We start from the raw sequence: 14,136 nt of genomic DNA on the forward strand, positions 1-14,136 counted from the left end.
TCGGATACCGGCGGAAACAGAAGCAAAAACAGAAGGGGTGGGCTGATCGCCATGGGACGGGTCACCGAGCGTCGTCGTGTCGTCCGGATCCGGAACGGCGCGGCGGGTGTCCGGCCGGACACACTGGTGGCCGAGGAGCCGCTGGAGATACGTCTGAACGGCAAACCGCTGGCCATCACGATGCGCACACCGGGCGACGACTTCGCCCTGGCGGTGGGCTTCCTGGTCAGCGAGGGGGTACTCGCGGCCGCCTCGGACGTGCAGGCCGTCACCTACTGCGAGGGGGCTGCCGAGGACGGATCGAACACCTACAACGTGGTGAACGTGCAGCTGGCCGCCGGGGTCCCCGTGCCGGACATCACGCTGGAGCGGAACGTCTACACCACCTCCTCGTGCGGCCTGTGCGGCAAGGCCAGCCTGGACGCGGTCCGTACGGCGACCCGTTTCCCGGGGATCGACTCCGATCCGGTACGGGTCCCCGTGGAGGTCCTCTGCGCGATGCCGGACCGGCTGCGCGAGGCCCAGAAGGTCTTCGACCGTACGGGCGGGCTGCACGCGGCCGGGCTGTTCACGGCGCAGGGCGAGCTGCTCGACCTGCGGGAGGACGTGGGCCGGCACAACGCCGTGGACAAGATCGTGGGCCGGGCCCACCAGGGGGGCCGGCTCCCGCTGATGGGCGCGGTCCTGCTGGTGTCGGGCCGGGCCTCCTTCGAGCTGGTGCAGAAGGCCGTGATGGCCGGCATCCCGGTGCTGGCGGCCGTCTCGGCGCCGTCCTCGCTGGCGGTGGACCTGGCGCTGGAGTCGGGGATGACCCTGGTCGGCTTCCTGCGGGGGCCGGACATGAACATCTACGCGGGCGAGGAGCGGATCACTTTCTAGCGGTCCTCGACGAGGGACGCGGCCGGCGGCCGGTCTGCGACGCGCTGCCGGCCCGAGGCGTCTGTCAGGTGGGCCCGGCCGTCGGCCGGCACTTCGAGCCGGGCTCCGTGGTCGCCCTGCCAGGTGCCGATGACGTCCTGCGCCGTCAGCGGCGGGGAGGGCTTGCCGCCTTCGAGGGAGAAGGCAGACCCACAACGGCCAGGACCAGCACGCCGAGCATCACGAGCACCGCGCGGGCGAGGTTCTGCACGTCAGCGCCCCCGGCGGCCACGGCGGGGGGAGGCCTCGGCCGGCTTCGGTTCCGGGGGGTCGATGCGGTGGAGGTCCAGGGTGGGCGGGAGCGGGGTGGTGCCCGGGCCGCCGGATTCGGCCCAGGCGATGATCTCGTCGGTCGCGGTGTCGTCCAGCGCCCAGCCGAACCATGTCGCGCGGGCACCGCGGCGGCGGGCCTCGGTGGTGGGTTGGACCACGATGACGTTGGCCTGCGCGCAGGGGCCGAGGCACTCGCTCGTACGGACGGCCAGTCGGCCCGCGGAGGCGGCGGCCGCTTCGCGCAGCCGGGCGAGTTGACCGGCGTGGTCGGAGCCGGGGTTCTTGCGGGGGTCGCCGCAGCAGCAACCGCGGCAGACGACCAGGGTGCAGGGACGTTCGGCGTGGGCGGCGAGCGGGCGTATCCAGGTCACCACCGAACGTTAACGGGCCCGGGGCACGGGCCGGCCGGGCGCGGGCGAGACGTCCACCACACGGTCGGCGGCGAGTTCGGGCGCCGGATCCTGGGCGCGACGCCGGGCGATGACCGCGCAGACCATCAGCTGCATCTGGTGGAAGAGCATCAGCGGCAGCACGGCGAGGGCGGCGTGTGCCCCGAACAGCACGCTGGCCATGGGGAGTCCGGCGGCCAGGCTCTTCTTCGACCCGGCGAACTGGATGGCGATGCGGTCCGCCCGGCCGAAGCCGAGGCGGGCCGCGCCGTACCAGGTGGCGAGGAGCATGGCGGCGAGGAGTACGGCCTCCACCAGCATCAGGGCGGCGAGTTGGGCAGCGCTCACTCGGTGCCAGATGCCCGCGACCACGCCCGCGCTGAAGGCGGCGTAGACGACGAGCAGGATCGAGCCGCGGTCGACGTGACCGAGGACCTGCTTGTGGCGGACGAGGAAGCCGCCGACCCGGGGGCGCAGGGCCTGTCCCAGGAGGAAGGGAAGCAGGAGCTGGAGGGTGATCTTCAGAAGGGAGCCGAGGGAGAAGCCGCCCGCGTCGCCGCCGAGCAGGAGGGCGGCGAGGAGGGGGGTGACGACGATGCCGGCGAGGCTGGAGAAGGAGCCGGCGCAAATCGCGGCGGGGACGTTGCCGCGGGCGATCGAGGTGAAGGCGATGGAGGACTGCACGGTCGAGGGGACCAGGCAGAGGAAGAGCAGGCCGCCGTAGAGCGGGGCGGTGAGCAGGCTCGGGACCTGGCCGCGGGCGGCCAGGCCGAGGAGCGGGAAAAGCATGAAGGTGCAGGCGAGCACCGTGAGGTGGAGGCGCCAGTGGCGCAGGCCGTCGAGGGCTTCACGGGTGGAGAGCCGGGCTCCGTAGAGGAAGAAGAGCAGGGCCACCGCCGCGGTGGAGGCGCCGTCGGCGAGGGTGGCGGCCGGGCCGCGCGCGGGGAGCAGGACGGCGATGCCCACGGTGGCGAGCAGGGCCAGGATGTACGGGTCCAGGGGCAGCCGGGCGGGCAGGTGCGGGCGGCGCATCGGGGGTGCTCACTTGCTGTCGGGGCGGGGGCTCACCCCATGGTCGGCGGGCGGCGGTCATCGGGAAACCCACACACCGCACTCACTGTTATCGCGGATCGTGATGAAGGGGACTAGCGTGGGCGGTATGTACGACCCTGTCCAGCTGCGGACGTTCCTCACGGTGGCCCAGACGCTCAGCTTCACTCAGGCCTCGGGGCGGCTCGGGGTGGGGCAGTCCACGGTCAGCCAGCACGTGCGGCGGCTGGAGGAGGCGACGGGGCGGCCGCTGTTCGTCCGGGACACGCACAGCGTGGGGCTGACGGAGGACGGCGAGGCGCTGCTCGGCTTCGCGCGGACCATCCTGGAGGCGAACGAGCGGGCCGCGGCCTTCTTCGCCGGGACCCGGCTGCGCGGGCGGCTGCGGTTCGGGGCCTCGGAGGACTTCGTGCTGACGCGCCTCCCGGAGATCCTCGAAGGGTTCCGGCACGAGCACCCCGAGGTGGATCTGGAGCTGTCGGTGGAGCTCTCGGGGACGCTGCACGAGCGGCTGGACGCGGGGCGTCTGGACCTGGTGCTGGCGAAGCGGCGGGGGCCCGGGGACGAGCGGGGCCGGCTCGTCTGGCGGGACCGGATGGTGTGGATCGGGGCGGAGGGGCTGCGGGTGGATCCTGGGCGCCCGGTTCCGCTGATCGTCTTCCCGCCTCCGGGCATCACCCGCGCCCGGGCGCTGGAGGTGCTGGAGGGGGAAGGGCGGGCCTGGCGGATCGCGTGCACGAGCGGCAGCCTGAGCGGCCTGATCGCGGCGGCCCGGGCCGGGCTCGGCGTGATGGCGCACACCCGGGGGCTGATCCCGCCGGGCCTGGTGCGGGTCGGCGGGCTGCCGGAGCTGGGGCCGGTGGAGTTCGCGCTGCTCCGCGGGGCGCGCCCGTCGGCAGCGGCCGAGGCCCTGGCCGCGGCCGTGCTGTCCGGTGCGGACCGGCTCAGTCGCACGTCAACGGCGTGAACACTGTGATCACTGGGGAGGTCTTGTGGAGGTATCGGATGGCCGACTCACCCCTGTTGACCCTGAGGTACGTTCACCGCGGCGCGCGGAGAGGAGCGGGGCCTTGCGCGAGATCACCGTCCCACCCGTCGTCACCGGCACGCCCGTCGGCGGCCTGGCCGACATCGTCTTCCAGCACGCCCGTGAGGAACCGGACCGGGTGGTGATGGGCCGCAAGACCGACGGGGTCTGGCGGGACGTGACGTCGCGGGAGCTGGCCGCCGAGGTGCTCGCGCTCGCCCGGGGGCTGCTGGCCCAGGGGGTGCGTTTCGGGGACCGGGTCGCCATCATGTCCCGTACCCGGTACGAGTGGACGCTCTTCGACTTCGCCCTGTGGGCGATCGGCGCGCAGCCCGTTCCGGTGTATCCGACGTCCTCCGCCGATCAGGTGCACTGGATCCTCTTCGACACCGACTGCACGGCCTGCGTGGTCGAGGACGAGAACCAGGCCATGACGGTGGGTTCGGTCATCGACCGGCTCCCCCACCTGCGCCGGTTGTGGCAGCTGGACGCCGGGGCGGTGGACGACCTCGTCGCCGACGGCCGCGGGGTGGCCGAGGACGTCGTGCACCGCCATCGCGGGGCGGTGACGCCCGACGCGACCGCCACGGTCATCTACACCTCCGGGACCACCGGCCGCCCCAAGGGGTGCGTGCTCACGCACGCCAACTTCATGTACGAGACCGACACCCTGGTCGACCGCTGGGAGTCGGTGTTCCAGGCCCGGCAGGGCGAGCAGCCGTCCACCCTGCTCTTCCTTCCGCTTGCGCACGTGTTCGGGCGGATGGTGGAGGTGGCCGCCGTCCGGGCACGCGTCAAGCTCGGGCACCAGCCGGTGCTGGCGGCGGCCGAATTGCTGCCGGATCTCACCGCCTTCCGGCCGACCTTCGTGCTGGGCGTCCCGTACGTCTTCGAGAAGATCTTCGCTGCCGCCCGCCGCAAGGCGGAGGCGGAGGGGCGTACGGGCCCCTTCGAACGGGCGGTGGAAACGGCCGTGCGGTACGCGGAGGCGCGCGAGCGCAAGGCCTTCGGTACCGGGCCGGGGCCCTCGGCGGCTCTGCGGATGGAGCACCAGCTCTTCGACCGGCTGGTCTACGGGAAGGTCCGCGAGGCGATGGGCGGGCGCGTGCGGCACGCCATGTCGGGCGGGTCGGCGATGTCGCGACGGCTGGGGCTGTTCCTCGACGGGGCCGGGATCACGGTGTTCGAGGGGTACGGGCTGACCGAGTCGTGCGCGGCGGCCACCGCGAACCCGCCGGGGGCGACCAAGTACGGGACGGTGGGGCGACCGATTCCGGGCAGTACGGTGCACATCGCGCAGGACGGGGAGGTCTGGCTGCACGGCAGCCACATCTTCTCCGGATACCTGAACGACCCGGAGGCCACGGAGGCGGTGCTGCGCGGCGGCTGGCTGGCGACCGGGGACCTGGGCCGGCTGGACGAGGACGGCTACCTCACGATCACGGGGCGCAAGAAGGAGATCCTGGTGACCTCCTACGGCAAGAGCGTCGCGCCCGCCGCCCTGGAGGAGCGGGTCCGCTCGCATCCGCTGGTGTCGCAGTGCGTGCTGGTGGGCAACGACCGGCCGTACATCGCGGCGCTGCTCACGCTGGACATGGACGGGATAGCGCACTGGCTGTCGATGCGCGGCCGGCCGCAGATGCCGGCGTCGGAGCTGGTGGGCGACCCCGATCTGACGGCGGAGGTCCGCCGGGCGGTGGTGGCCGCGAACACCCTGGTCTCGCAGGCTGAGGCGATCCGCACCTTCCGCGTGCTGGGCGAGCAGTTCACCGAGGAGCGGGGGCTGCTGACCCCCTCGCTGAAGCTCAAGCGCCGGGCGATCGAGAAGGCGTACGAGCAGGAGGTCGCCGCCCTCTACTCCTCCTGAGCCGGGTCCGGCCGCGGCCGTCACGACAGGTCCGGCCGATGCCCCGGTCGGCGTCCCAGCTGGTGGTGAACACAACTGACGGATCGTCACTTCCACGTGTCAGCAATATTGACGATCCGTCAGGTCGCGCACAGAATGCGGGCATTCCAACGGAGGGGATCCCCGACATGTTGCGACCGATCCGCACCCTGGCCGCCGCGGCGGCGGCCCTCGCGCTCGTCTCCGCCTGCAACTCCGCCTCCACCAACGGCAACGGTCCGGGCAAGCCCGGTGACGCGCCCGGCAACACCCGCGGGGTGACCGCCGCATCGATCAAGGTCGGCGGGATCGTGTCGATGACCAGCGCCAGCGGCTACAGCAAGAAGGACACCGACCTCGGGGCCAAGGCCCGCTACCTCCGGGCCAACGCCGAGGGCGGAATCCACGGACGCAAGATCGACTACCTCGGTGCGGAGGACGACGGCCAGGACCCCGCCAAGAACCTGGCGGCCGCCCGCAAACTCGTCCAGCAGGACAAGGTCTTCGCCGTCTCCCCCATGAGCTCGGTGACCTTCTCCGGCGCCGACTTCCTGGAGCAGGAGCAGGTCCCCACCTTCGGCTGGGGCACCCTGCCCTCCTTCTGCGGACCCAAGCACATCTACGGCTTCAACGGCTGCCTGGTCCCCACCCCCGGCGGAACCCTCAACCAGACCTGGCCCGAGGGCATCGGCCAGATCCTGGGCGGGGCCCAGGGCAAATCGGTCGCGATCATCGCCAACGACAGCGACGCCGGCAAGTTCGGCATCCGCACCTTCCAGCAGGGCTTCACCAGCGCCGGGTTCAAGGTCTCCTACGCCAAGGCCTCCGTGCCCGGCACCGCCGTCCCGAGCGACTGGTCCGCGTACGTGAAGGAGATCCTCTCCAGCAACGACGGCAAGGCCCCGGACGCCGTCGTCTCCGTCATGCAGACCCCCAACAACATCGGGCTCTTCACCGCGCTCAAGCGCAGCGGCTACAAGGGGCTGATCTCCGACCCGACCGACTACGACCCCGGGCTGCTCGCCAAGGACGCCACCAAGCAGGCCCTGGACGGGGTGCACGTGCTGCTCCAGTTCCAGCCCTTCGAGTCCGCCGACCCGAAAATGGCGCAGTTCAAGGCCGATATCAAGGCGGCTGCGGGCGGTCAGGAAGTGCCTTTGAACATGCATATGTTGACCGGGTACATGTCGGCCGACCTCTTCGTCTCCATCGCGCAGGAGGCGGGCAAGGACCTGACCGTCGAGTCCTTCCAGAGCGCCGCGCAGAGCTTCTCCGACACCGGCACGCTCGTCGGCGACCGCGCGGAGCCCAAGGGGCAGAAGGACAGTTTCGGCTGCGGGGCGCTCGTCCAGCTCAAGAACGGCGCGTACGAGGTCTCCGTACCGTTCAAGTGCCACGAACCGATCCCCTTCAAGTAGGGCAGCGGCATGGGGGATCTGCTCGTCTTCGTGCTGAGCGGTCTGGTCTCCGGCGCCCTGTACGCACTGCTGGCCACCGGGCTGGTGCTGTCGTACTCGGCGTCCGGACTGTTCAACTTCGCGCACGGGGCCACCGCCTACCTGTGCGCGCTCACCTTCTACGAGCTGCACTCGGGCCTGGGCTGGCCCGCTGTTCCGGCCGCGCTGCTGGTGGTGTTCGTCCTGGCCCCCGGCCTCGGCCGGGGGCTCGACCGGCTGATGTTCCGTCGGCTCGCCCGGGTAGGCGAGACCGCGCAGATCGTGGCCACCATCGGGCTGCTGGTGGCGCTGCCGGCCGCCGGGCTGTGGGCGGTGGGGCTGCTGGCGGACGCGGGCGCGCCGGTGAAGCCGGCGGAGAACCAGTTCGGGCTGCCGGGAGTGGGGCCCAGCCCCGCGAAGTCCTGGCAGCTCACGGAGGGCGTCGGCATCGACTCCGACCAGCTGATCACCTGGGTGGTGACGGCGCTGGTGGCGGTGGCCCTGTGGGTACTGATGCGGCACACGCGGCTGGGGCTGCACCTGCGGGCCGCCGTCGACAACCGCTCGCTGACCGAACTGCGCGGCATCAGCGCCGACCGGCTGTCGTCGGTGGCGTGGATGATCGCCTCGGGGCTGGCCGGGCTGGCTGGTGTACTGGCGACCCCGTTGCTCGGGCTCTCGGCGCACGACTTCACCCTGTTCCTGTTCGTCTCGGCCACGGCGGCGGTCATCGGACGCTTCGCGTCCGTGCCACTGGCCTTCGCGGGCGGGCTGGGCCTGGGGGTGCTGCAGAACCTCGTGGCCGGGTACGCGTCCTTCGCCGAGTCCGTCACCGGCTTCCGCACGGCCGTGCCCTTCCTGATCCTGTTCGGCGGACTGCTGGTGCTCACCCGTCGGGCGCGCACGGCGGGGGTCGCGGCCGTGGACGCGCCGCCGGTCGACCATCTGGCCGGTGCCCCGTGGTCGCGCCGGTGGGGGGTGTGGGCGGCGGGCGCGGCGCTCCTGTGCGTGGCGTTCTACACCGTGACCACGCCCTTCTGGAGCGGGCTGCTGGCGCAGGGGCTGGCCATCGCACTGGTCTTCATGTCGTTCACGGTGGTGACCGGGCTCGGGGCGATGGTCTCGTTGGCACAGGGCACCTTCGTCACCGGCGCCGCGCTCGTGGCCGGGCTGCTCATGAGCCGGGGCTGGCCCTTCGTGGCGGCGCTGATGGTCGGCACGTGCGTCGCGGCGTTGCTGGGGGCGCTCGTCGCCCTGCCGGCCCTGCGGCTGGGGGGCAGGTCCCTGGCCCTGGCCACCCTCGCGCTGGCCTTCCTCGCCGACCAGGTGCTCTTCCAGCTGCGGTGGCTGCGCAACGGCGACGCGGGGTGGTCGATCCCGCGGCCGGTGTTCGGACCCGTGGACCTCTCGGACGACCGGGCGCTGGGAGTGGCCCTGGTGGTACTGGTCGCGCTGGTGGCCGCCGGGCTCGGCGCGCTGCGCAACTCCCCGTCGGGGCGCGCGATGCTGGCGGTGCGGTCCGCCCCGGCGGCGGCGGTCGCCTCGGGGGTCTCCGTCCTGCGCACGAAGCTGCTGCTGTTCACCCTGTCGGCGGGGCTGGCCGGCTTCGGGGGCGTGCTGTACGCCTCGTACAACACGCGGATCACGGCGACCGACTTCACGGCGATGACCGGGCTGGTGTGGCTGGCGGTGGTCGTGGCGGCGGGTGTGCGCAGGCCGCAGTACGCGGTGGTGGCGGGGCTGGTGTTCGCCGTCGCTCCGCGGCTGCTGTCCGACTATGTGACGGAGTCCGCGCACCTGCCGGTGATCCTCTTCGGCCTGGCCGGGCTGGCCCTGGCCAATGACCCGGACGGGTACTGCGCGGCGGTTCCGGTGCGGTGGGCGCGGCGGCGCGCCGCCGGACGGCCGGCCCGGATCCCCGCTCAACCCGGGCCGACGGCACAGCGCGCCGTCGTCTCCCGGGGCTCCGCGCCGGACCCCGCGCCTCAAACGCCGGCGGGGCCGGGTCTGCCGGGCGAAGCCGCCCTCGAGCTCCGCGGTGTCACCGCCGGGTACGACGGGGGGCTCGTGCTGCACGGGGTGGATCTCGCCGTCCGCGCGGGCGAGATCCTCGCCGTGCTCGGGCCCAACGGGGCCGGGAAGAGCACCGCCTGCCGGGTGGCCGCCGGACTGCTGCCCGCCGGCTCGGGAACGGTGTACGTGGGCGGGCGGGACGCGACGCGGGACGGGGCCGTACGGCGGTCGCGGGCCGGGGTACTGCTCGCCCCGGAAGGGCGCGGGATCTTCCCCGCGCTCACCATCGAGGAGAATCTGGCCCTCTACCTCAAGGACGCCGACGCGCGCGCCGCCGTCTACGCGCGCTTCCCGCGGCTCGCGGAGCGGCGCGGGATTCCCGCCGGAGCGCTGTCGGGCGGCGAGCAGCAGATGCTGGCGCTTGCTCCGCTGCTCCAGCGGCCGCCCGCGGTGCTGATCGCCGACGAACCCTCGCTCGGGCTCGCCCCGCGCGTGGTGGAGGAGGTGTACGCGCTGCTCACCGAGCTCCGCGACGCCGGGACCGCGCTGCTCCTGGTGGAGGAGAAGGCCGCCGAGATCCTCGGGATCGCGGACACCGTGGCCTACCTCTCCCAGGGGCGGGTGTCCTGGTGCGGTCCCCGGGCCGAGGTGGAGGCGGACCGGCTCACCGAGGCCTACCTGGGGATGGCGACATGAGCGAGGGCGGGTACGTACTTCAGGCGCGCGGGATCGGCGTGCGCTTCGGCGGCGTCCGGGCGCTGGCCGGAGTGGACCTCGGGGTCCGGGCGGGCGAGGTGTGCGGGTTGATCGGGCCGAACGGCGCCGGGAAGACCACCCTGTTCGACGTCCTCTCCGGGATCCGGCGCCCCGACCGGGGGCGGATGCTGCTGGACGGGGCGGACATCACGCGCCGCTCCCCCGTCTGGCGGGCCCGGCACGGGATCCGCCGGACCTTCCAGCGGCAGCAGCTGTTCGGGCAGCTCAGCGTGGCCGACAACGTGCTGGTGGCACAGGAGTGGCGGGGCGGCGGGGGCGGCCCGGCCGCCGATCTGCTCGCCCTGCCGTCCCGGCGGGCCCGGGAGCGCGAGCGCCGGGCCCGCGGCGAGCGGGTGCTGGCCGACTGCGGGATCGGCGCGCTGGGGGCCTCGTACGCCGGCGGCCTGCCCGTCGGGCAGGCCCGGATGGTGGAGGTGGCGCGCGCGGTGGCCGATCCGCCGCGGGTGCTGCTGCTGGACGAGCCCGCGTCCGGCATGTCCGCGCCCGAGCGCGACCGGCTCGCGGAGGTCGTGCGGCGGCTGGCGGAGCGGGAGGGCTGCGCGGTGCTGCTGGTCGAGCACAACGTGGCTTTCGTGATGGAGGTCTGCACGCGGGTCGTCGTCCTGGACCTCGGAACGGTGCTGGCCGAGGGCACGGCGGCCGCGGTCCGGGCGGACCCGTTGGTGCGTGAGGCGTACCTCGGGACCACCTGAGGGAGTGCGTCCGGATGGCGGGAATACGTCGCACGAGGGGCCGGTTATCGCCCCTCGTGCGACGCTTTTCGGCCACCGCACCTACGCACCGACGACGTGAGGGAACGACCAGACGTGAACCAGGCCCCCGCCATCAAGCTCAACAACGGCACGCTCATGCCCCAGCTCGGCTACGGCGTCTGGCAGGTGCCGGACGCGGAGGCGGAGCGCGCGGTCGGGACGGCTCTGGAGGCCGGTTACCGCAGCATCGACACGGCCGCCGTCTACGGCAACGAGGCGGGCACCGGCAGGGCCGTCGCCGCCTCCGGGCTGGCGCGCGAGGAACTGTTCGTCACCACCAAGCTGTGGAACGGCCCGAAGCAGAGGTGGGGCCGGGACCAGGTGCTGCGCGCCTTCGACGACTCCCTCGCCAAGCTGCGCCTCGACCAGGTCGACCTGTACCTCATCCACTGGCCGCGTCCGATGCGCGACGACTTCGTCGCCATCTGGAAGACCTTCGAGGAGATCGCGGCGAGCGGCCGCGCCAAGGCGGTCGGCGTGTCGAACTTCCGCCCGGCCGACCTGGAGCGGATCGCCGCGGAGAGCGAGCTGGTCCCGGCCGTCAACCAGGTCGAGCTGCACCCGCTCTTCCCGCAGGCCGGGCTGCGCGCCGTGCACGCAGAGCGCGGGATCGCCACCGAGGCCTGGTCCCCCCTGGGCCAGGGCAAGGAGCTGCTGACGCTCCCGGCCGTGACCGCGATCGCGGCCAAGTACGACCGCAGCGCCGCGCAGGTGGTGCTGCGCTGGCACCTGCAGCACGGGAACATCGTGATCCCGAAGTCCGTGACCCCCGCCCGCATCCGGGAGAACCTGGACGTGTTCGGCTTCGAGCTGGAGGCCGCCGACCTCGCCGCGCTGGACGCCCTGGGCGCGGGCGCGGCGGGCCGCCGGATCGGGCCGGACCCGGCCGAGTTCGACGTGTGACCGGTCCGGATCCGGGCGTCCCGTCCCGCGGGTCAGACGCGTACGAAGCTCCGTATGCGGTACGTGGGCTCCGCGCGCGGGACGTCCTGGTCCGGCAGCAGCTCCAGGCGGGCCGCCAGCTCCCGCGCGGTGATGCCGCGCGGCACGATCCGGGAGGCGTACCGGCCCGCGAGCAGGGCCTCGGCGGAGCCGCGCGGCGTGCGGCCCTGGCCGTGGCCGGTGAAGCGGGCCTCGCCGACCGGGAGCAGGCCCGCCCGGGCGGCGTATGCCTCGACCTCCCCGGAGGCGTCCGCGGGGGTCGGGGTCAGGTGCGCGGCGAAGACGGCGTCGATGTCGCTGCCGACGTCGTGCGCCGAGTCCTTGTCCACGGTGGCGAGGAAGACCCCGCCGGGCCGCAGCACCCGCGCAGCCTCGGCGATCACGGCCGGCACCAGTCCCGGCTCCCGCAGCAGGTGCAGCAGCCACACCGCGCTGACCGCGTCCAGTGATTCCGGGCGGACCGGCAGCCGCGCCGCGTCGGCCAGGGCCACCGGCACGCCGCGGCGCAGCGCCGCCGCGGCCATGCCGTGGGAGGCGTCGGCGCCCAGGACCCGCAGGGCGGAACGCCTCAGCCGGCTGGTGACGATGCCCGTGCCGCAGCCGAGGTCCAGGAGGGTGCGCGCGTGTGCGGGGAGCAGGTCGAGGACGGCCGCGGCCGCCGCCTCGGCGCGCGGTTCGCCGCCGCGGGTGGCGTCGTAGGCCCCGGCCTCCGCGTCGTAGTCGAGCAGGGTTCTCACGGACGGTATGTGCGTGGTCATCAGCTCGCGCCGTGGGCCGGGGCGAGGGCTTCGACGCGTTCGGCGAGGGCGAAGTCGGACTCCGTCACCACATCGCCGGCGTCGTGGCTGTTCACGGAGAGCCGGACCGTGTTGTAGCCGAGCGTCAGGTCGGAGTGATGGTTCAACTCCTGCTGGACGCTGGCAATATGGGCGACGAGGGCGCTGGCTGCGAAGTGCGTGTCCAGTCGGTAGGTACGCAGGATGCGGTCGTCCTCGAAGGCCCAGCCGGGGAGTTCCCGCAACCGGTCCTCGATCTCCTTCTGTGACAGCGGCTCACTCGGCATGCACCGGCTCCTTTTCCCCGTGACGTGTAGTCAAGGTTCCCACAGTGGACGCCGGAACAATCCTTTCGCGCCATAGTGCGCTCGGGTACTTCTACGCCTTCCACGCCCGTCCGGCCCCTCATGTGCTCCTGCGCCGGACAGGCCGTTACCAGCGGTAATGAGAGGGCATCCGGCATGGCGGGCACAGGAGGTTCCGGGCACACCTCCACCGCGGGAGCGGGCGCGGCGGCCGCCGACCGCCGCCCGCCGAGCACGCCCGCCGAGCACGCCGGCCGACCGCGGCGACGGGGCGACGGGGCGACGGGGCGACGGTCCCGAACGGCGCCACCGGCTCGGCCTGCGGAACGTCTTCGACCTGGGATGAGGCTCCTCGGCTACCGTCGTGCGCATGACGACGAGTGTGGGCACTCTGCTGCGCGCCTGGCGGGAGCGGCGCGGCATCAGCCAGCTGGAGCTGGCGGGCCGCGCCACGTCCTCGTCCCGGCACATCAGCTTCATCGAGACGGGCCGGTCCCGGCCGAGCGAGGAGATGGTGCTGCGGCTCGCAGACCATCTGGACGTACCGATGCGGGAGCGCAATTCCCTTCTGCTGGCGGCGGGTTACGCCCCGCGCTACGCGCACACCGCACTGGACGACCCGGCGATGGAGACGCTGCGCGAGGGCCTCGAGCGGCTGCTGACGGGGTACGAGCCCTATCCGGCGCTGATCGTGGACGCCACGTACGACGTCGTGGCCTCCAACCGGGGCATCGCGATGCTGCTGGACGCGTTGCCCGAGCACTTGTTGACCCCGCCGCTGAACGCCATGCGGATCACCCTGCACCCCGAGGGCCTGGCCCCGCGGATCCGCAACCTCGCGGCGTGGCGCGGGCACCTGCTGGCGCAGATGGAGCGCCAGATCGCGCTGGCCCGGTCCGAGCCGCTGCGCGCCCTGCACGAGGAGGTGTCGGCCTATCCGGTCGCCGAACGGGCGGGCGACGGCGGACCGGACGGGCCCGCCGCGTACATGGCGCTGCCGCTGGTCATCGAGCACGACGGACACGTGCTGTCCTTCGTGTCCTCCATCGCGACCTTCAACACGCCGATGGACGTGACCGTCGCCGAGCTGGCCATCGAGACGCTGCTCCCGGCCGACCCGGCGACGGTGAAGTACCTGCGCTCACTGGACGGCTGAGCGCGAGCGCAGGGCGAGCTGCTGGAACACGGCGAAGCCGGCCACGGTGGCGGCCTGCGCGGGAATCCACACCAGGCCGGCGGTGGTGGGGTCGAACCAGAGCGCCAGTGACACCAGACTCAGTGCGGCCCAGGCGTAGTTGACCTCGACGACCAGTTTCACGGGAAGCGCGGGCGGCTGCCGCCGGGAGGCGAGGGCGCCGACCGCGGCCCCGTACGCGGCGAGCAGGATCCCGAGTGCCGGCAGGAGGCCCTGCCCGATGCCGAGCAGCCGGCCGAGCGGGGCGGAGAAGGCGACGTAGGCGAGCCCGTTGGCGGTGGTGACCGCACAGTCGAGGGCGAGCAGGCGGCGCAGCGCGGTCTGCGGGACAGGGGTGCGGGCGAAGCCGGCGAGCGGGGTCGCGGACATGGCAATCATCCTCCATCGAGGTCGAACGG

At 72.9% G+C, this 14,136-nt stretch carries 13 protein-coding genes; 8 read left to right on the forward strand and 5 right to left on the reverse strand.

Going from position 1 to position 14,136, the window contains the following annotated elements; all coding sequences use genetic code 11:
* Positions 1 to 51: 51 nt before the first annotated feature.
* Complete coding sequence (gene fdhD, locus ACIQZO_RS20775) at positions 52 to 879, forward strand: formate dehydrogenase accessory sulfurtransferase FdhD (protein ID WP_403628033.1); 828 nt, start codon at positions 52 to 54, stop codon at positions 877 to 879.
* A gap of 251 nt (positions 880 to 1,130) precedes the next feature.
* Here the strand turns inward: fdhD and ACIQZO_RS20780 are convergent, their stop codons facing one another.
* Positions 1,131 to 1,562, reverse strand: coding sequence for a (2Fe-2S) ferredoxin domain-containing protein (locus tag ACIQZO_RS20780; RefSeq protein ID WP_403628035.1), 432 nt, complete (start codon positions 1,560 to 1,562; stop codon positions 1,131 to 1,133).
* Between the two features lie 9 nt (positions 1,563 to 1,571).
* Positions 1,572 to 2,612: a bile acid:sodium symporter family protein gene (locus ACIQZO_RS20785; protein WP_403628037.1), complete on the reverse strand. Its 1,041-nt coding sequence runs from the start codon at positions 2,610 to 2,612 to the stop codon at positions 1,572 to 1,574.
* A 127-nt stretch (positions 2,613 to 2,739) separates the two neighbouring features.
* Between ACIQZO_RS20785 and ACIQZO_RS20790 the strand changes: the two genes are divergently transcribed.
* The 6 genes from ACIQZO_RS20790 to ACIQZO_RS20815 all read left to right on the forward strand — a co-directional run bounded on the left by ACIQZO_RS20790 (position 2,740) and on the right by ACIQZO_RS20815 (position 11,423).
* Positions 2,740 to 3,597, forward strand: coding sequence for a LysR substrate-binding domain-containing protein (locus tag ACIQZO_RS20790; RefSeq protein ID WP_403628039.1), 858 nt, complete (start codon positions 2,740 to 2,742; stop codon positions 3,595 to 3,597).
* A 103-nt stretch (positions 3,598 to 3,700) separates the two neighbouring features.
* Positions 3,701 to 5,524, forward strand: coding sequence for an AMP-dependent synthetase/ligase (locus tag ACIQZO_RS20795; RefSeq protein WP_403628041.1), 1,824 nt, complete (start codon positions 3,701 to 3,703; stop codon positions 5,522 to 5,524).
* A gap of 167 nt (positions 5,525 to 5,691) precedes the next feature.
* Entirely contained in the window at positions 5,692 to 6,960 is a 1,269-nt protein-coding gene (locus ACIQZO_RS20800; RefSeq protein ID WP_403628043.1) for an ABC transporter substrate-binding protein, read from the forward strand.
* Between the two features lie 9 nt (positions 6,961 to 6,969).
* A complete protein-coding gene (locus tag ACIQZO_RS20805) occupies positions 6,970 to 9,687 on the forward strand; it encodes an ATP-binding cassette domain-containing protein (protein WP_403628045.1) in 2,718 nt (905 codons plus the stop codon).
* Positions 9,684 to 10,460: an ABC transporter ATP-binding protein gene (locus ACIQZO_RS20810; protein ID WP_403628047.1), complete on the forward strand. Its 777-nt coding sequence runs from the start codon at positions 9,684 to 9,686 to the stop codon at positions 10,458 to 10,460. Before ACIQZO_RS20805 ends, ACIQZO_RS20810 begins: the two co-directional genes overlap by 4 nt.
* Before the next feature lie 114 nt (positions 10,461 to 10,574).
* Positions 10,575 to 11,423 carry an aldo/keto reductase gene (locus ACIQZO_RS20815; RefSeq protein WP_403628049.1) on the forward strand — a complete coding sequence of 283 codons (849 nt, stop codon included), beginning with the start codon at positions 10,575 to 10,577 and terminating at the stop codon, positions 11,421 to 11,423.
* A gap of 32 nt (positions 11,424 to 11,455) precedes the next feature.
* Here ACIQZO_RS20815 and ACIQZO_RS20820 read toward each other — a convergent pair whose 3' ends face one another.
* Positions 11,456 to 12,190 carry a class I SAM-dependent methyltransferase gene (locus ACIQZO_RS20820; RefSeq protein ID WP_403628180.1) on the reverse strand — a complete coding sequence of 245 codons (735 nt, stop codon included), beginning with the start codon at positions 12,188 to 12,190 and terminating at the stop codon, positions 11,456 to 11,458.
* A gap of 29 nt (positions 12,191 to 12,219) precedes the next feature.
* Positions 12,220 to 12,525 carry a 4a-hydroxytetrahydrobiopterin dehydratase gene (locus tag ACIQZO_RS20825; RefSeq protein WP_403628051.1) on the reverse strand — a complete coding sequence of 102 codons (306 nt, stop codon included), beginning with the start codon at positions 12,523 to 12,525 and terminating at the stop codon, positions 12,220 to 12,222.
* Positions 12,526 to 12,913: 388 nt separating this feature from the next.
* Here ACIQZO_RS20825 and ACIQZO_RS20830 point away from each other — a divergent pair, with 388 nt between their 5' ends.
* Positions 12,914 to 13,699 (forward strand): helix-turn-helix domain-containing protein, encoded by a 786-nt coding sequence (locus ACIQZO_RS20830; protein ID WP_403628053.1) that lies wholly within the window; start codon positions 12,914 to 12,916, stop codon positions 13,697 to 13,699.
* Here the strand turns inward: ACIQZO_RS20830 and ACIQZO_RS20835 are convergent.
* Positions 13,685 to 14,107, reverse strand: coding sequence for a hypothetical protein (locus ACIQZO_RS20835; protein WP_403628055.1), 423 nt, complete (start codon positions 14,105 to 14,107; stop codon positions 13,685 to 13,687). The two genes, ACIQZO_RS20830 and ACIQZO_RS20835, sit on opposite strands and share 15 nt — an antisense overlap.
* Between the last annotated feature and the right edge of the window lie 29 nt (positions 14,108 to 14,136).

The sequence above is a fragment of the Streptomyces sp. NPDC097617 genome, assembly GCF_044761485.1.
Classification (GTDB): Bacteria; Actinomycetota; Actinomycetes; order Streptomycetales; family Streptomycetaceae; genus Streptomyces.